Here is a 16,599-nt window from a genome sequence, read left to right on the forward strand (position 1 = left end):
CTGCATGAACCCTGGTGGTTTGACGCCGGGGTAGCCAAACAACAACAATTCGCCTCCAGCCACGGTCCTGCATCCCTCGGCGATGCACCCGCTGCCCCTCTGCGGCCAGCCTGCGCGATCCAGCCATCGACCCCTCTCCTGCCATCCCATGATCGCGGACGGTCCTGTGCTGTCCGCCAAGGAAAAAACGATGCTGTCCGCTCCCCTGCCCCGTCTGGCCGCCCTGGCCGTGGCCCTGTCCGCTGCCTGCGCCGCCCACGCGCAATCCACTCCCGACAGCGCTCCGCGCGTACGCTCGGCCACCGACCTGGACGCGATCAGGGTCACCGCCGAGCGCACCCACACCGCCACCGGCGCACTGGGCGACCGCCCCGTGCGCGATACCCCCTTTGCGATCTCGGTTGTGGGCCGCGACGACCTCGAGAAGCGTCAGGTTGTCGCGCTCGGCGAAGCTTTCCTGACCGATCCGTCCGTGGTCACCCAGGTCAGCGCCTATGCCAGCGGCTGGAGCTCGCCGGTCCGCAACCGTGGCATCGACCTCAGCTACGACAGCTACCGGGTCAACGGCCTGCAGGTCTCGTCGTGGGGCACGGAGTGGCCGCTGGAAGTGATGGACCAGGTCGAACTGCTCAAGGGTCCGGGCGGTTTCATGTACGGCTTCGGCCAGCCAGGCGGCATCGTCAACTATGTGACCAAAAAGCCCACCGATACCCCGACCTTCGCCGCCCAGTTGGGGTGGCGTGAGCAGGGCATCGTCAGCGGGCAGATCGATATCGGCGGCCGCGGTGGCAACGACGACATGTTCGGCTATCGCTTCAATGCCTACCAGGAGAAGGGCGAAACCTTCAACGGTGGCGAGGTGGACCGCAAGGTCGGTGCAGTGTCGCTGGATGCCCGCCTGAGCGACCGGCTCACCTGGACCTTCGACGGCGTGTTCCAGCAGCGCGACCTCGGCAACGAATCGCCGCAGTACTACTTCATCGGCTTGACCACCCTGCCGCGCCCGATCGCCGGCGACGTCGACAACAGCATCGACGGGACCTACTACGACACCCGCTCCAGCCTGCTGTCGACCGGCCTGGACTGGCAGATCAACAGCGACTGGAAGGCCAGCCTGAATTACGGCGTGACCACCTCCTGGAACGACGTCAACAAGGTCTTCGCCTACATCGACGACGTGAACGGTGACTACAACGTCAACACCTACGAGCTTGGCGGCAGGAGCGAGTGGAAACAGGCCCAGGCGATCGTGCAGGGCCGCTTCCGCACGGGACCGCTGTCGCACCAGCTGGTGGCCGGTATGTCGCACCAGACCAGCCTGGGCTGGGATCGCCCGTACGAATGGAACACCATTGGCCGCGGCAACCTCTACCAGCGCCCCACCCTGCGCCATGACCCGGTCGGCTCGCGCGTGCTGACCCGCGGCAGCGAAACCGTGCAGCAGGCCGTGTTCGTCAGCGACACCGTGGCACTCGGCCGCGGCTGGTCGGTGCTGGCCGGTGCGCGCTACAACGACTTCCACAACAAGGGCGCCTACCACACCTACCCGGTCACCCCGACCTACGCGGTGATGTACAAGCCGGCCGACGCCGTCACCCTGTACGCCAGCTACGTGGAATCGCTGGAAGCAGGCAGCCGGGTCGGTTCGGACTACATCAACGCCGGCGAGGTGCTCGACCCCACCCTCAGCAGGCAGTTCGAGATCGGCGCCAAGATCGAGACCCCGCGCTGGAACGCAAACGCAGCGGCCTTCCGCCTTGAGCGCGGCGCCACCATCGACCGGCTCACCGGCGCCGGCAAGCAGCTGGTGCAGGACGGCGTCACCCTGTACGAAGGGGTGGAAGTGAGCGGCACCGTGCGCCTGAGCGATGCCCTCACCGTCGGCGGCGGCGTCACGTGGCTCGACCCGATCTACGACAGGCTCTCGCCCGACAATGCCGCCAACCAAGGCAACCGTGCCAGTGGTGCGGCACGCTGGAACGGCGTCGTGCACGCCGACTACAGCGTGCCGCAGATCGATGGCCTGAGCCTGTACGCACTGGCCCGCTACTACGGCGATGTCTACTACAACGTCGAGAACACCTTGAAGCTGCCCGACTACACCCTGTTCAATGCCGGTATCGGCTACCGCATGCAGGCCAACGGACATCCGGTCACCTGGCGCGCGGGCGTGGAAAACCTGACCAACAGGACGTACTGGTCCAACGCCGGTGTCGGGTTGCCGCGCAGCGTCGCCGTCAGCGTGCGGTTCGATCTGTAATCGAAGGGCGTGACGGCGCCGGGATGCAGCATTCACTGCAATGACGCAATAATGAGGCGCCCCCGCGCCACGAGTCCGCATGTCCGTCCGAGAATCCCGCCTCAGCCGCCTCTGGGCCCATGAGAAAGCCAGCTATGGGCTGCGGGTATTCATCGCGCTGTCGGCGGCGATGGGGCTCTGCTGGTCTCTGGACCAGCTGCCCGCGCTGCCCGGCGTGTTCCTGGGCATCATCGCCAGCGCCATTGCCGAAACCGACGACAACTGGTGGGGCCGCACCAAATCGGTCGCGCTCTCGCTGCTCTGCTTCGTCATCGCCGCCGCCGCGGTGGTGGAACTGTTCCCGTGGCCGTGGCTGTTCATCACTGCCCTGGCCATCTCCACCTTCGGGCTGACCCTGCTCGGCGCACTGGGGGAGCGCTACGCCTCCATCGCGCAGGCCACCGTCACCCTGGCCATCTACACCATGATCGGCCTGGAACAGCATGGCGCCAGCGACCGTGCCCAGGCCATCGCCGCCGTCAGCCACCTGCTCGCCGGTGCCCTCTGGTATGGCCTGCTGTCCATCCTGTGGACCGCCCTGTTCGCCAACCGTCCGGTGCGCGAACGCCTGGCCCGCCTGTTCGTCGAACTCGGCCGCTACCTGCAGCTCAAGGCCGACCTGTTCGAACCCGTGCGCGATGCCGACCTGCAGCAGCGCCAGCTTGCCCTGGCCGAACAGAACCGGCGCGTGGTCGAAGCGCTGAACATCGCCAAGGTCGCCATCCTTGCGCGGTTTGGCCGCTCCGGCCGGCCCGGCGTGCAGTCGGGACTGTACCTGCGCCTGTACTACATGGCGCAGGATTTCCACGAGCGCGCCAGCTCCTCCCACTACCCCTATGGCGCGCTCACCGACGCCTTCTTCCACAGCGATGTCCTATACCGCTGCCAGCGCCTGCTGGCGCTGCAGGGCGAAGCCTGCGCCCAGCTTGGCCAGGCCATCCGCATGCGCCGCCCGTTCGAGTATGGCGAGCGGACCCGCCAGGCCAATGCCGACCTCACCGATTCGCTTGCCTGGCTGCGGGCGCAGCACAACCCTCAGTGGCAGCGCCTGCTGTCCTCGCTGGACCTGCTTGGCCACAACCTGCAGAGCATCGAGCGCCGGCTGTCGGAAGCGGCGCAGTCCGAATCCACGCTGGACAACGTCGACACCCGCCTGCGCGACACCAACCCGCATACGTTGCGCGAAATGCTCGTGCGCATCCGCCAGCAGCTCACGCCGGGGTCGGTGCTGTTCCGTCACGGCCTGCGCATGGCCCTGGCGCTGGTGGTGGGCTTTGCCGCCATCCGCCTGTTCAACGCGCAGAACGGCTCGTGGGTGCTGCTCACCATCGTGTTCGTGTGCCGCCCGCATTTCGGCGCGACCCGCCAGCGGCTGGCCCAGCGTATCGCCGGCACACTGATCGGGCTGGTGCTGACCTGGGCGCTGATGCAGCTTTTCCAGGACCTGCGCATCGAACTGCTGATCGCCCTGCTGTCGGCGCTGCTGTTCTTCTTTACCCGCAGCGATCGCTACCTGGTGGCCTCGGCGGCGATCACCGTCATGGCCCTGACCTGCTTCAACCTGATTGGCGACGGCTTCCTGCTGATCTGGCCGCGCCTGGTGGATACCCTGATCGGCTGCGGCATTGCCGCGGCGGCCGCGTTCCTGATCCTGCCCGACTGGCAGGGCCGGCGCCTCAACGAAGTGATGGCGCGGGTGCTGTCCAACTGCGCACGCTACCTGCATGCCGTGCTCGGCCAGTACGGCAGTGGCATGCAGGACGACCTGGCGTACCGGATCGCACGGCGTGACATGCACAACGCCGATGCCGCCCTGTCCACCGCGCTGTCGAACATGCTGCGCGAGCCCGGCCACGTCCGCCGCAACCTGGATGCGGGTTTCCGCTTCCTGGCGCTGTCCAACACCCTGCTCGGCCATCTCTCGGCGCTGGGCGCGCACCGCGCGCAGTTGGACAGCTACGGGCAGGACCCGCTGGCCCTGGCCGGCGGCGAGCGCGTGGAGCAGGCCATGCAGCAGATCGCTGCCGCGCTCGAGCAGCGCCAGCCGGTGGCCGAGAACGACAACGACGGCGACCGCGCCCTGGCCGAACAGCTGGAGCAGATCGGCGAGGAGATGCCGCCCAAGCTGCAGCTCATCCGCACCCAGATGGGATTGATGCTGCGCCTGCTCCCCAAGCTGCGTGGCGCCGCCAACGAGGCCGAACGCACGCTGCGCTGAGCGCGGCGGCGGCACATGGACCGGCGCCGTGCCGATGTCATGGCTGCGCCGTGGAATGGTAGTCTGCCGGTTCGCAAGGAGTCCCCATGTCCGGCCATAGCCAGTTCGCCCTGCTCCGGCAGCGTCGTTTCCTGCCGTTCTTCATCGTCCAGTCGCTGGGCGCATTCAACGACAACGTGTACCGGCAGGCCATCATCGGCCTGTTGTTCTACCTCGGCGTCAGCCAGGCCGAACAGTCGCTGTACACCACGCTGGCGCCGGCCATCTTCATCCTGCCCTACTTCCTGTTCTCGGCGCTGGCCGGCCAGATCGCGGAAAAGCTGGAGAAGTCGCGCCTGATCGTGATCACCACCACGATGGAGATCGCGATCATGTCGCTGGCGGCGGTCGGGTTCCTGACCCAGAGCATGCCGGTGCTGCTGGTGGCGCTGTTCTGCACCGGCCTGCAGTCCACGCTGTTCGGGCCGGTGAAGTACTCGGTGCTGCCGTCCGTGCTCAGGCCCGAGGAGCTCACCGGTGGCAACGGGCTGGTCGAGATGGGCACCTCGATGTCGATCCTGACCGGCATGATCAGCGGCGGCATCATCTTCACCCTGGCCGGCAGCTACGGGCCGGTAGTGGCGGCCACCGCGGTGATCGCGCTGGCGGTGGCAGGAAACGTCACCGCACGGATGATCCCCAAGGTCGATGCCGGCGCTCCCGACCTCAGGATCAACTGGAACCCACTGCCCGAATCACTGGCCGTGCTGCGTCTGGCCAGGAAGCAGAAGGCCGTGCGCAACGCCATTCTCGGGGTGTCGTGGTTCTGGTTCGTGGGCACCATGCTCACTTCGCAACTGCCCACCTACGCGGTGGTCAACCTGGGCGGCGAGCCCACCCTGTACATCTTCGCGCTGGCACTGTTCTCGGTGGGCACCGGCGCAGGCTCGCTGCTGTGCGAGAAGCTGTCCGGCCGCACAGTGGAGATCGGCCTGGTGCCGCTCGGCGCGTTCGGCATGACCGCTTTCATGCTCGACCTGTACTTCGCCCGTGCCGGCACCGCCACGGCGGCGGGCCTCGGGGTGGCCGAGTTCGCCGCGCAACCGGGCAGTGTGCGCATCATCATCGACCTGATCGGCATCGGCCTGTTCACCGGTTTCTTTGTGGTGCCGCTGTTCGCCCTGATCCAGAGCCGCACGCCGAAGTCGGAGATGTCGCGCGTGTTCGCGGCGCTGAACATCCAGAACTCCGGGTTCATCGTGGCGGCGGCGATGATCGCGCTGGTCACGCAGAAGTTCCTGCACTGGACCATTCCGCAACTGTTCCTGGCCCTGGCAATCGCCAATGCCGTGGTGGCGATCTACATCTTCACCATCGTCCCCGAATTCCTGATGCGCTTCCTCAGCTGGGTCATGGTGCGCACCCTGTACCGGCTGCGCCTGCACGGCATCGAGGCCAACGTCCCCGACGACGGCGCGGCACTGATCGTGTGCAACCACGTCAGCTACATGGACGCGCTGATCCTGTCGGCGACGATTCCGCGTCCGGTGCGTTTCGTCATGTACTACAGGATCTTCAACATTCCGGTCATGCGCTGGATCTTCCGGACCGCCAAAGCGATTCCGATTGCCGGCGCCCGCGAAGATCCCGCGCTGATGCAGGCGGCCTTCGACGAGGTGGACAACGCGCTGGCCGGGGGCGAGCTGGTCTGCATCTTCCCCGAAGGGGCGCTGACCCGGGACGGGGAGATGGCCGCGTTCAAATCCGGCGTCGAGAAGATCCTCGAACGGCGCCCGGTGCCGGTGGTGCCGATGGCGTTGCGGGGCATGTGGGCCAGCATGTGGAGCCGTCGCGACACGCGGCTTGGCCGGATGCGGGTGCCGCGCCGGTTCCGCGCCCATGTCGAGGTCGTTGCCGGCCCCCCGGTAGACGGCGCCAGCGCCAGCGCCGAACAGCTGGAAGCGCAGGTGCGTGTCCTGCGCGCCAACCAGGGCTGACGACCGGCCGCCGGGACGTGCGCAACGCGCCCGGATCGCGACGCAAATGCCGGCAAAATCCGCGAGCGTGCCGTCTGCGGCACGGCCCCGGTCGACGTGCCGCGCATCGGCGTCGCTGTAAACGCATACATCGCGTCGCAACATCGGGTAGATTACCCCCCTATAGGGGGTGTCCGGACGGCATTTGGTGATGTTGCCGGACTACCAAAGGAATGGAGTAGCACTTGAACCACCCGCCACCACTGACCCCACCGGCCGTCGTGGTCCCCAACTATCTGGTCTGGGCGATCCTGACGACGCTGTTCTGCTGCCTGCCGTTGGGTGTGGTGTCGATCGTGTACGCCTCACAGGTGGACGGCCGTCGTGCGGTCGGCGATCTGGAAGGCGCCTACGACGCATCCCGCAAGGCGGGGTGGTGGGCATTGGCGTCCGCACTTGTCGCGCCGGTACTGCTGTTGTTGTGGTTCGGGCTGTTCGGCGGCATGGCCGCGCTGGGCGCTCTTTCCGACCTGTGATCCACCCTCGCTCAACCCACCCAAGAAAAATGGAGTTTCACCCATGAATGCCACCTCACCCCAAGTACCCAACAACCTCGTCTGGGCCATCCTGACCACGCTGTTCTGCTGCCTGCCGGCCGGCATTGTGTCGATCGTGTATGCCGCCCAGGTCAACGGCAAACTGGCCGCTGGCGACATCGCCGGTGCCCGTGAATCGTCGGACAAGGCCAAGAAGTGGGCCATGTGGTCGGCCATCATCGCCGTCGTCGGCATGGTGCTGTACTTCGGCTTCATCATGGCGATGGGCGGCCTGGGCGCGCTGAGCGGCTCGAGCTACTGATCGTGGTCGCAACGGCCCGGTTCCGTGCACCGCAGGGTGCCCGGACCGGGCCGTTCGTCTTTGCAGGATGCCGTTTCCGATGTCCCCATCCCTTTCCCGGTCCCGCCTGACCCGCTGGGCGCCGCTGGCGATCTCCGCCAGCCTGGCCACCGGTGCGGCCGTCGTGCTGCGCCACGTCAGCCCGTACGCGAGCAACAGCCCGCTGCCCGGTTGCCCGCTGTACGCGTTGACCGGCCTGTACTGCCCGGGCTGCGGCAGTACCCGCTGCCTCTATTCGCTGGTGCACCTGGATTGGCAGGGCGCGATGGCAATGAATCCCCTGCTGGTGATTTCGCTGCCGTTCCTGCTGCTGATGCTGCTCAACGGTGCCGGTGTGCGCATGCGTGCGCTGGACCCGCTGATGCGCGTCCTCGCCAGCCCGATGTTCTGGCTGGTGCTGCTGATCGGCTATGCCGTGCTGCGCAACCTGCCGTGGGCACCGTTCACCGCGCTTGCGCCGATCAGCTAGCCGGGCAGAGCCCGGCGCTACGGTGGGTACGGCTCATGTCACCCAGCCGGCCATCACCAGCAGCGCCAGCACCACCATCCACAGCAGCAGCATCCGCCACACCAGGCTCATCGCATCGCGCAGCTCCGGCAGGCGGCGCCACACCGGCACCATGCCCGCATCGCTGTAGTCATGCGCATCCTCGCGCAGCTCGGCACTGACGCTGGCGCGCGCCACCGCTCCGAGGAACACGGTGGACAGCGTCCATTGATGGCCGTGCGCGCTGCGCCAGGCCTTGAAGGCGGTATCGAAGTTGCCGACCAGCGCCATCGACAGCGACATCAGCTGCGCCACCGGCCATTCCAGCCACGACAGCGCCACGCGCGCGCCGGCCACGCTCTCGGCACTGGCCAGCGACCGCATCGGCCCCACCGCGATCAGGGCCAGCAGGCGATACAGCAGTGGCCCGACCGGCCCCAGCAGCAGGAACCAGAACAGCACCGCGAACCAGCGCCGCAGCGCGTTCACCACGGTCGCTTCGACCAGCGAAGACACATCCTCCTGCAGGCTGCCTCCGGCGGCCTGCAACTGCGCGATCGCCGCATGGCGGGTGTGCGCATCGTCTGCGTCGATCACCGCTTCCACGTCCCGGTCCAGGTCACGCGGGCCCCAGCACACCACCAGGACCAGCACCCCCAACAGCAGCGAGGGCAGGCCGAACAGGCGGTCGTGCAGCAGCCACTGCAGCAGCCCCAACGCCAGCACGAACGGCAGCAGCGCGACGATGGCGCCGTAGCGGCCACGCCAGACGCCGCCGTCGGCGGCATGCGCATCCAGCCATTGCAGCCAGCGCCGGAACAGGCCGAACCGGCGCAGCGCAACCGCCGCCGAAGGCGCGACGTGGCCCAGCGCCAACGCAACCAGCACGGCTACCAGGGTGGTGAACATGTAAGCCTCCGGCTCGGGTTCTGGAACGCGCCGCTACTATGCCCTGCGCCCGGGGAATTCCCCGGGCCGTTGGTAATGTACGCCGGCACGTGTTCAGCCAGCGGCAACGCCCGGCGGGATCAGGCCACCTGCTGCCGGTACCAGTGCTCGATCAGACTGCGCGAAATGGAAATCGGCGGCGACAGGCGGATGCCCTCGCCATCGTCGTGCACGTCGCGCGCCAGGGCCGCCCCCACTTCCTCGGCCGTGAACCAGCGCGCGTCCTCCAGCTCGCCGTCCACGGTCGGTAGGTCGTCCTCGGCGGTTGCGCTGAAGCCCAGCATCAAGGCGCCGGGGAACGGCCACGGCTGGGTGCCCAGGTAACGGCAGTCGCGCACGCGCACGCGGCTTTCCTCGAACACTTCGCGCACCACCGTCTGCTCCAGCGACTCGCCCGGCTCGACGAAGCCGGCCAGCACCGAATAGCGGCGCGGCGCCCAGTTGGCCTGCCGGCCCAACAGCAGGCGGCCCTGGTTTTCCACCGCCACGATCACCGCCGGGTCCACCCGCGGGTAATGCTCAGTGCTGCATTGGCCGCAACGGCCGATGAAGCCGCTGCGCGAGAAGGTGATGCCGCCGCCGCACACGCCGCAGAAGCGCGTGCGCGACTGCCAATAGGACATGCCGCGGGCATAGCAGAACGCGCTGGCATCGGCGGCCGACCAGGTCACGGCCGACTGGCGCAGGTCCACGCGCTGCGGCGCGGTGACATCCACCGCCGCCGCTTCCATCGAGAACCAGGCCTGTTGCCCGCGCAGGCCGAGGAAGATCGCCGTGCCGGGGCCACCACCGACCTGCGCACCGGTCAGCGCGAGGGGTTGGCCGTCATCACCGGCCAGCGCGGTGCCGTCCTGGTCGAGCACGAGAATGCGCGCGTCCGCCCACAGCCGCGACAACGCATCGGCGTCATCGCGCAGCGGATCGGCGCGCTCCAACGGTTCGCTCACAAAGGCGAAACCGGAAAGCTGCGAAGGAAGTCTGGACATCCGAAGAGCCTGCCCACATTCGCCGATACTGGCAAGCGGCATCGGCACCCGGGCGCGGATTACATGCTGAAGCTGCTGCCGCACCCGCAGGTGGTTTTCGCGTTCGGATTGCGGATAACGAACTGCGCACCGGTGAGGCTTTCGGTGTAGTCCACCTCGGCGCCCATCAGATACTGCAGGCTCAACGGATCCACCAGCAGCGTAACGCCGTTGGTCTGCACGGCCAGATCGTCGTCGGCGCGGTTCTCGTCGAACTCGAACCCGTACTGGAACCCGGAACAGCCGCCGCCCTGGATGTACACCCGCAGGGCCAACGATGCGTTGTCCTCGTCCTGGATGAGTTCCTTGACCTTGGCCGCGGCGGCTTCGGTGAAGTTCATCGGACGGTCCAGCGACTGGTAGTTCGGCGCGGCGGCGGGGGCGCCGGGCAGGGAAACAAGCGTGCTCATGCCACCAGCATGGGGGTGCATGAGCACGGTTTCAAGCGCAGGCCCTTCAGGCCATCGCCTCGGCCAGCTTCCTGCGGGCGCTGCCGTCCTTGCCGTTGCCGGCCGGGGCCTCGTCGGCCGGGGGCGGCAGGGCCATCTGCGGCGCGCTGGCGTGGATCAGGCGGCCGGTCAGCTGCGCGCCGGCGTTCATTTCCACCACCTGATAGTGGATGTTGCCGGTGACCCGGGCGGTCGGGGTCAGCTCGACCCGCTCGGTGGCATGCACATCGCCGTCCAGGCGGCCGCTGATGACCACCACCTGGGCGCGGATCTCGCCCTCGATCGTGCCGTGCTCGGCCACGGTCAGGGTGGCGTTGGCCGCGCCGTCCTGGGCGATCACCTTGCCCAGGATGGTGCCTTCCACATACAGGCCACCGCTGAACTCGACGTCACCGCGGATCACCACCTGGGCGCCGATCAGGGCGTCCACCACCAGATGACCATCGCGGTTGGATTTGTTGCTTCCGAACATGAATGCTTACTCCCCTTTCGCCGGCGTCCCCGCCTGCTTCCAATCGAATACCTGGGTAACGCCCCCCGCGCTGCCCAGCGTGACCCGCACACGTTGCGGGGTGAAGTCCTTCGGCAGGATCACACTGCCGGTGAGCTGCTGGAAGTACCGGAAGGAATAGTCCTGGCCCGGCACCTTGGTGCGCTGGTGCAGCTCGTCCCAGCTGACCGTGGTCAGCTTTCCGCCCTTCACGCCTTCCACCGAGAACCGCATCTGGCCCTGGCTGATGGCGCCCCGGTTGAGGTTCTGGGTCAGCACCACGGCGTACTGCCAGGTGCCGCCGGCTTCCGGGGAGAATTCAATGGAGTGGGTGTTCAGGCCCTTGCGCTGGCTGGTGGCGCCCACCAAGCGCTCGTAGAACGCCACATCGGCGCGCAGGCCCGCAATCTCTTCGTCGCGCTCGGCCAGCGAGGCCTGTACTTCGGTGTTGGCCGCGCGGCTGATGCGGTCGGACGCCTGCAGCGTGGCCTGCCGCTGCTGCAGCTCCACCACCTGCTTCTGCAGCGTCTCGGCTCGCGCCTCGGCGGCATCGAGCTGGCGACCGGGATCGCCATGCGGCGCGCCCAGCCAGCGGCCGGCCAGCACGGCCAGGACCAGGCTGAGCAGCCAGATGCCGCCCAGCACCAGCAGGCGCTTGCGGTCCTGCACGGGCGGACGGCCCGGCAGTCGGATCTGGATACGGGAAGGTGTGCGGTTGTTCATGGCTGTTTCCGCTGCGCCGCCTGTCCGGCGACACCGCCACGGCCCCTGTTGGAACGATCGACGGGCTAGTGTAAGTCAGGACGCCGCCAATTCCCCCACCCGGCGGGACAGGCGGCGGTGGCGTTCATCGTCGTCATCCCCGATAGTGTGGCCCTGTGCACATTTCGCAGCGGGAGCACGTGCCGTGACCGACGCCCATCTGTTTGTGATCGGCATCCTGCTGGCGTGGCTGGCCGGCATCCGGGTGTACCTGACCGTGTTCGGCGTCGGCCTGGCCGGGCTGCTCGGGTGGGTGGAACTGCCCCCCGCGCTGCAGGCCACCGAGTCGTACTGGGTGCTGGGGACCTCGGCGACCCTGGCCATCGCCGAGTTCTTCGCCGACAAGATTCCCGGGGTGGATTCGGCCTGGGACCTGGTCCAGACCCTGGCCAGGGTGCCGGCGGGCGCCTTCCTGGCCGCCGCGACGCTCTCGCCCAACGGTGAGCTGAGCGGCACCGCCCTGGCCGCCGGTGCCGGGGTCGCGCTGGCCAGCCACGGCCTGAAGGCCGGCACCCGCGCCCTGCTGAACACCTCGCCCGAGCCGGCCAGCAACTGGATCGCCTCGGCGGCAGAAGACACGGTGGTGGTGGGCGGCCTTGCACTGGCCTTGGCGCATCCGTGGCTGGCGCTGATCGTGGTGATCGCCTGCAGTCTGATCGGGGCGCTGATCGTGTGGTGGGTGTGGCGCGCCCTGTGGCGTGGCATGCGCTGGCTGCTCGGTCAGCCCGCCGACAAAACGGGCAGCAGCGCACATCCCGGCGTTTTGCCCCCGGGGCCAGGTGGCTGACGGCCAGGGCGACGCGCAACCAACGCGATGGTTCGTCGCATAATTGCGACGCACACTGGGAGTACCGATGGCCGTCAACGACAACGCTGCATCCGCCCGCGCCACGCGCGCCGAAACCCCGCCCGCCGATCACTGGCAGCGCTGGGTCGATGCGCCGGGCGCTTCGGCACCCCCACCGTTGCCCAGCAACGTGGTGCCGTTGATGCCTGCCGGCGGGCCGGGCGCAGCGACGCCGCCGCTGCACCCGGTCGAACCCGACGCACTGCCGCTGGCCGCCGAGGCTCCCTACCGCGTGCTGATTGTCGAGGACGACCGTTCGCAGGCGCTGTTCGCGCAGAGCGTGCTGCATGGCGCGGGCATGGAAGCACTGGTCCACGCCGATGCGGAAGGCGTGCAGCAGGCCATCGCCGAACACCGCCCCGACCTGATCCTGATGGACCTCCACCTGCCCGGCCTGGACGGCATGCGCCTGACCGCGCTGATCCGCCAGCAGCCTGGCCAGCAGCTGCTGCCGATCGTCTTCCTCAGTGGCGATCCCGACCCGGAGCGCCAGTTCGAGGTGCTGGACAGCGGCGCCGACGATTTCCTCAGCAAGCCGATCCGGCCACGTCATCTGATCGCGGCGGTGTCCAACCGCATCCGCCGCGCGAGGGCTCAGGCCGCCACGCTGCCGGGTGCGCACGGCGCGCCGGCCATGAACAACCCCGAGACCGGCCTGCCCACGCGCCACCACGTGATGCAACAGTTGGCGGCATCGCTGTCGCACCGCGACCGTGGCGGCCTGTACTTCATTGAAATCGCCAGCGCGCTGGGCCTGCGCGAGCGCTATGGCTATGCCGCGTTCGAGCGCCTGATGGTGCAGGCCGGACAACGCCTGGCCGATGCCGCCCAACCGCACCTGCTGGCACGCCTGAACGACAACAGCTTCCTGGTCCTCGCACGCGGCATCGATGAAGACGATCTGGACAGCCTGGCCCACGCGTTGCGCGAGCAGTTGTCGGCCCGCGCGTTCGTGATCCGCGACGACGAGTCGGTGCACCTGCGCGGCGTGGTCGGCCACGCCCAGCTCTCGCCCGGTTTCGCCGATGCGGGCAGCGCACTGGAAGCGGTCGAGCGCACCACGCTGCAGGCCCGCCTGCTCAGCGCTGGCATCGCCGCCTACGTGCGTCGCGAGGACGTTGCCGCACAGGAGCACCTGGCCCTGCTCGAGGGCCAGCTGGAACTGGCCTACCAGCCGATCGTGGCCGTGGCCGGGGGCAACACCGCGCAGTACCAGGTGCTGCTGCGCCTGCGCCAGGCCGACGGCACCGTTCTGGCCGCCGGCCAGGTGATCCCGGCGGCCGAAGCGGCCGGGCGCATCGCCGACCTCGACCAGCAGGTGCTCGACCATGCGCTGGGCCTGCTCGATCTGTACCGCCATGCCACCCAGCCGCTGCACCTGTTCGTGTCGCAGTCGCTGCGTACGCTGGCGCGCGACGCCTTCGCCGACTGGCTGCTCGAATCGCTGGCGCAGCGCCAGCTCCCGGGCCATGCGGTGGTGATCGATGTGCGCCTGCCCGATGCCCTGATCCACACCGTCACCCTGCAGCAGTTCTGCCTGCGCCTGAGCGCGGCCGGCGTGCGCTTCTGCCTGAGCCAGTTCGAGCCTGGCAGCGAGGCCAATGCGCTGCTTACCCAGCTGCCGATCGCGTTCGTGCGCATGGCCGCGCGCTTCTCCAGCAGCCACGCCAACCAGACGACCCGTGACGAACTGCGGGCGGCGATCGAGATGGCGCACCGTGCCGGCCTGCAGATCATCGGCCAGCAGATCGAAGACCCGCAGGCCGCCGCTGCGATGTGGATGGGCGGCGTGGACTTCATCCAGGGCAACATGGTGCAGTCGGCGGGCAGCGACCTGAACTTCGACTTCCACAACGCGGCGTTGTGATCATGGCGCCCCACGGACGGGCAACGCCATTGCAGGTGCCGGTGGCCCTGTGGATCGCCGCGATGTCCGCGGCCCTGTCGGCCACCGCCAGTGCGATGACCGTGGCCGGTGCCAACGGCCCGTGGGCCGCCATCGCAGCCGCCACCGCCGCGCTGACGCTGGGTGCGGCCATCGTCGGCGTCCATCGCTGGCGCGATGCGCAGGACCGCCTTGCCCGGTTGCAGCGCCAGAGCGACGCACTGGGCGAGGAGCGCGACCGTATCCAGCAGCGGATGCAGCAGCAGGAGCTGCTGGAGCAGGAGCTGCTCGCCGCCAAACAGGCCGCCGAAGCCGCCGCCCTGGCCAAGGGCGAGTTCCTGGCCACGATGAGCCATGAGATCCGCACCCCGCTCAACGGCATTCTGCCGATGCTGGACCTGATCGCGCGTGGCCAGCTCGGCAGCGACCAGCGGCAGATGCTGCAGACCGCCACGGCCAGCTCACAGCAGCTGCTGCGCATCGTCGACGACATCCTCGATTACTCCCGGCTGGAGGCCAACGGCCTGGACCTGGAGATCACCACCTTCAACCTGCGCGAGCTGCTGGACGGGCTGGTGCAGCTGATGCAGCGCGCGGCCGAGCCCAAAGGCCTGCGCGTCTCGCTGGAGCTGGACCCGGCAGTGCGCCTGTCGGTACGCGGCGATCCGGTGCGGCTGCGGCAGGTGCTGAGCAATCTGCTGGTCAACGCCATCAAGTTCACCGAGCGCGGCCAGATCCGGCTGCGCGTCCTGCGGCAGGGCGAAACCAACGCCCAGCACCAGTTGCGCTTCGAGGTCGTGGACAGCGGCATCGGCATCGACGAAGCCCTGCAGGCGCGCCTGTTCCAGTCCTTCAGCCAGGCCGATGCCTCCACCACCCGTCTGTACGGCGGCACCGGATTGGGGCTGGCGATCTGCAAGCGCATCATCGACCTGATGCACGGCCGCATCGGGGTCAGCTCGACGCCCGGGCGCGGCGCCACGTTCTGGTGCGAGATTCCCCTGCTCAAGGTGCTGGGCGACCTGCCCGCCGCAGGCATCACCGTCACCCGTGCCCTGCTGGTCGGTCGCGACCCGCTGCAGCGCCAGCGGCTGGAGCGCGTGCTCGAGCACCACGACATCCGCCTGCACGCGATGGAATCAGCCGCCGATGCAGTGGACGCATTGCGCGCGCCGCAGCGCCCGGGCATCGACCCGACCCTCGCATGGGTAATCGCCGATCTCGACGCGGTGCGCCACAGTGCGGCGGCGCTGCATCGCGAAGTGGTCCACGGTGTGCGTACGCCCCCCGTGAAGCTGCTGTGGTTGCACGGTCAGGAGCCACCCGGCGCCGCGTTGATGGCCCAGGCACACGCCCTGCCACGTGAGGCCGCCGACACCGCCCTGCATGCGCTGCTGCGCCCCCAGGCCGCCTCGGCACGCCCGGCGCCGCTGCTGGCCGATGCCGCGCCGGCCCCGGCCACGCCCAGCGAGTCGCCGCTCGGCCTGCGCGTGCTGCTGGTGGAGGACAACACGGTCAATCTGCTGGTCGCGCAGCGATTGTTGCAGGTGCTGGGCTGCGAGGTCAGCACCGCCCAGGACGGCGAACAGGCGCTGCGCCACCTGCACGCGCATGCCGTGGATATCGTGCTGATGGATTGCCAGATGCCGGTGCTGGACGGGTACACCGCAACCCGGCGCTGGCGCGAACATGAAGCCGGCAGCCATGCCGCGCGCCTGCCGATCGTGGCGATGACCGCCAACGCGATGGCCGGCGACCGCGAGCGCTGCCTGCAGGCCGGGATGGATGACTATCTCTCCAAGCCCATCCAGCGCGAGTCATTGCAGGCCTGCCTGCTGCGCTGGCACGCGCCGCGTGCATCGCTCGGGGACGCCGTCGTCGCCATCGCGCCGCCGGCCGACGTGCCCCAGGCCTGGGAAGATGACGCGGCGCTGTTGTCGGCCATCGCGGCCGATCCGGCCGAAGAGTCCGCCGCCCTGCCCGTCCTTGATGCCCAGGTGCTGGATGAGTTGCTGGAGGTGATCGGCGCCGGCACTGCGCAGATCATCGGCGTCTTCCTCGACGATACGCCGCCACTGATCCGCCAGTTGCAGGAAGCCTCGGTGGCAGCCGACCTGCCCGAACTGCGCGCGCTCGCGCACAGCCTCAAGTCGGCCAGCGCCAATGTGGGGGCACTGGCGCTGTCGGCGGCCGCGCGCCGGATCGAACACGACGCACGCGCCGGCACGCTGGAGCGCCCGGCCGTGGCCGTGGCGCTGCTCATCGCGGAATTCGCCCGCGCCCGCATCGCGCTGGGCGGGTATCTGGCCCGCCTGCACGCTCCCCAGGGTCACTGAG

The 16,599-nt window shown here is 68.5% G+C and carries 14 protein-coding genes; 9 read left to right on the forward strand and 5 right to left on the reverse strand.

Features of this window, described 5'->3' with window-relative positions; genetic code table 11:
• Positions 1-190 precede the first annotated feature (190 nt).
• The 6 genes from GDJ08_RS13170 (at position 191) to GDJ08_RS13195 (ending at position 7,838) form a co-directional block, all read left to right on the forward strand.
• On the forward strand, positions 191-2,260 hold the full coding sequence (locus tag GDJ08_RS13170) for a TonB-dependent siderophore receptor (RefSeq protein ID WP_136004597.1): 2,070 nt from the start codon (positions 191-193) through the stop codon (positions 2,258-2,260).
• Between the two features lie 79 nt (positions 2,261-2,339).
• Positions 2,340-4,517 carry a YccS family putative transporter gene (gene yccS / locus GDJ08_RS13175; protein ID WP_017354565.1) on the forward strand — a complete coding sequence of 726 codons (2,178 nt, stop codon included), beginning with the start codon at positions 2,340-2,342 and terminating at the stop codon, positions 4,515-4,517.
• An 86-nt stretch (positions 4,518-4,603) separates the two neighbouring features.
• Positions 4,604-6,493 (forward strand): MFS transporter, encoded by a 1,890-nt coding sequence (locus tag GDJ08_RS13180; RefSeq protein ID WP_017354564.1) that lies wholly within the window; start codon positions 4,604-4,606, stop codon positions 6,491-6,493.
• Between the two features lie 224 nt (positions 6,494-6,717).
• The gene (locus GDJ08_RS13185) at positions 6,718-7,008 is read left to right on the forward strand and encodes a CD225/dispanin family protein (RefSeq protein WP_026070528.1); all 291 of its coding nucleotides are present in this window, start codon (positions 6,718-6,720) and stop codon (positions 7,006-7,008) included.
• Between the two features lie 43 nt (positions 7,009-7,051).
• Positions 7,052-7,330, forward strand: coding sequence for a CD225/dispanin family protein (locus GDJ08_RS13190; RefSeq protein WP_017354562.1), 279 nt, complete (start codon positions 7,052-7,054; stop codon positions 7,328-7,330).
• Between the two features lie 79 nt (positions 7,331-7,409).
• Positions 7,410-7,838 (forward strand): DUF2752 domain-containing protein, encoded by a 429-nt coding sequence (locus GDJ08_RS13195; protein ID WP_026070527.1) that lies wholly within the window; start codon positions 7,410-7,412, stop codon positions 7,836-7,838.
• A 33-nt stretch (positions 7,839-7,871) separates the two neighbouring features.
• Here GDJ08_RS13195 and ampE read toward each other — a convergent pair whose 3' ends face one another.
• The 5 genes from ampE to GDJ08_RS13220 all read right to left on the reverse strand — a co-directional run bounded on the left by ampE (position 7,872) and on the right by GDJ08_RS13220 (position 11,491).
• Positions 7,872-8,765 (reverse strand): regulatory signaling modulator protein AmpE, encoded by an 894-nt coding sequence (gene ampE / locus GDJ08_RS13200; RefSeq protein WP_017354560.1) that lies wholly within the window; start codon positions 8,763-8,765, stop codon positions 7,872-7,874.
• Between the two features lie 119 nt (positions 8,766-8,884).
• Positions 8,885-9,790: an NAD(+) diphosphatase gene (gene nudC, locus GDJ08_RS13205; protein WP_153165043.1), complete on the reverse strand. Its 906-nt coding sequence runs from the start codon at positions 9,788-9,790 to the stop codon at positions 8,885-8,887.
• 59 nt (positions 9,791-9,849) lie between these two features.
• Complete coding sequence (erpA, locus tag GDJ08_RS13210) at positions 9,850-10,239, reverse strand: iron-sulfur cluster insertion protein ErpA (RefSeq protein WP_017354558.1); 390 nt, start codon at positions 10,237-10,239, stop codon at positions 9,850-9,852.
• A gap of 46 nt (positions 10,240-10,285) precedes the next feature.
• Positions 10,286-10,750, reverse strand: a complete 465-nt coding sequence (locus GDJ08_RS13215; RefSeq protein WP_017354557.1) for a bactofilin family protein — start codon at positions 10,748-10,750, stop codon at positions 10,286-10,288.
• A 6-nt stretch (positions 10,751-10,756) separates the two neighbouring features.
• Positions 10,757-11,491, reverse strand: a complete 735-nt coding sequence (locus GDJ08_RS13220) for a DUF6776 family protein (RefSeq protein ID WP_017354556.1) — start codon at positions 11,489-11,491, stop codon at positions 10,757-10,759.
• Positions 11,492-11,675: 184 nt separating this feature from the next.
• On the opposite strand from GDJ08_RS13220, the gene GDJ08_RS13225 reads away from it, so the two are divergent.
• The 3 genes from GDJ08_RS13225 (at position 11,676) to GDJ08_RS13235 (ending at position 16,598) form a co-directional block, all read left to right on the forward strand.
• Positions 11,676-12,317 (forward strand): DUF4126 domain-containing protein, encoded by a 642-nt coding sequence (locus GDJ08_RS13225; RefSeq protein ID WP_017354555.1) that lies wholly within the window; start codon positions 11,676-11,678, stop codon positions 12,315-12,317.
• A 67-nt stretch (positions 12,318-12,384) separates the two neighbouring features.
• Complete coding sequence (locus tag GDJ08_RS13230) at positions 12,385-14,244, forward strand: EAL domain-containing protein (RefSeq protein WP_017354554.1); 1,860 nt, start codon at positions 12,385-12,387, stop codon at positions 14,242-14,244.
• 53 nt (positions 14,245-14,297) lie between these two features.
• Positions 14,298-16,598 carry an ATP-binding protein gene (locus GDJ08_RS13235; protein ID WP_423669138.1) on the forward strand — a complete coding sequence of 767 codons (2,301 nt, stop codon included), beginning with the start codon at positions 14,298-14,300 and terminating at the stop codon, positions 16,596-16,598.
• Position 16,599 lies beyond the last annotated feature (1 nt).

Origin of the sequence: Stenotrophomonas nematodicola, from assembly GCF_009467805.1 — a bacterium.
Taxonomy (GTDB): domain Bacteria; phylum Pseudomonadota; class Gammaproteobacteria; order Xanthomonadales; family Xanthomonadaceae; genus Stenotrophomonas; species Stenotrophomonas nematodicola.

What these genes read in the sequence shown, in the direction of transcription:
- GDJ08_RS13170 (WP_136004597.1), top strand. Translation starts at nt 191, where the DNA reads ATGCTGTCCGCTCCCCTGCCCCGTCTGGCCGCCCTGGCCGTGGCCCTG.
- yccS (WP_017354565.1), top strand. Translation starts at nt 2,340, where the DNA reads ATGTCCGTCCGAGAATCCCGCCTCAGCCGCCTCTGGGCCCATGAGAAA.
- GDJ08_RS13180 (WP_017354564.1), top strand. Translation starts at nt 4,604, where the DNA reads ATGTCCGGCCATAGCCAGTTCGCCCTGCTCCGGCAGCGTCGTTTCCTG.
- GDJ08_RS13190 (WP_017354562.1), top strand. Translation starts at nt 7,052, where the DNA reads ATGAATGCCACCTCACCCCAAGTACCCAACAACCTCGTCTGGGCCATC.
- GDJ08_RS13195 (WP_026070527.1), top strand. Translation starts at nt 7,410, where the DNA reads ATGTCCCCATCCCTTTCCCGGTCCCGCCTGACCCGCTGGGCGCCGCTG.
- ampE (WP_017354560.1), bottom strand. Translation starts at nt 8,765, where the DNA reads ATGTTCACCACCCTGGTAGCCGTGCTGGTTGCGTTGGCGCTGGGCCAC.
- nudC (WP_153165043.1), bottom strand. Translation starts at nt 9,790, where the DNA reads ATGTCCAGACTTCCTTCGCAGCTTTCCGGTTTCGCCTTTGTGAGCGAA.
- erpA (WP_017354558.1), bottom strand. Translation starts at nt 10,239, where the DNA reads ATGAGCACGCTTGTTTCCCTGCCCGGCGCCCCCGCCGCCGCGCCGAAC.
- GDJ08_RS13215 (WP_017354557.1), bottom strand. Translation starts at nt 10,750, where the DNA reads ATGTTCGGAAGCAACAAATCCAACCGCGATGGTCATCTGGTGGTGGAC.
- GDJ08_RS13220 (WP_017354556.1), bottom strand. Translation starts at nt 11,491, where the DNA reads ATGAACAACCGCACACCTTCCCGTATCCAGATCCGACTGCCGGGCCGT.
- GDJ08_RS13230 (WP_017354554.1), top strand. Translation starts at nt 12,385, where the DNA reads ATGGCCGTCAACGACAACGCTGCATCCGCCCGCGCCACGCGCGCCGAA.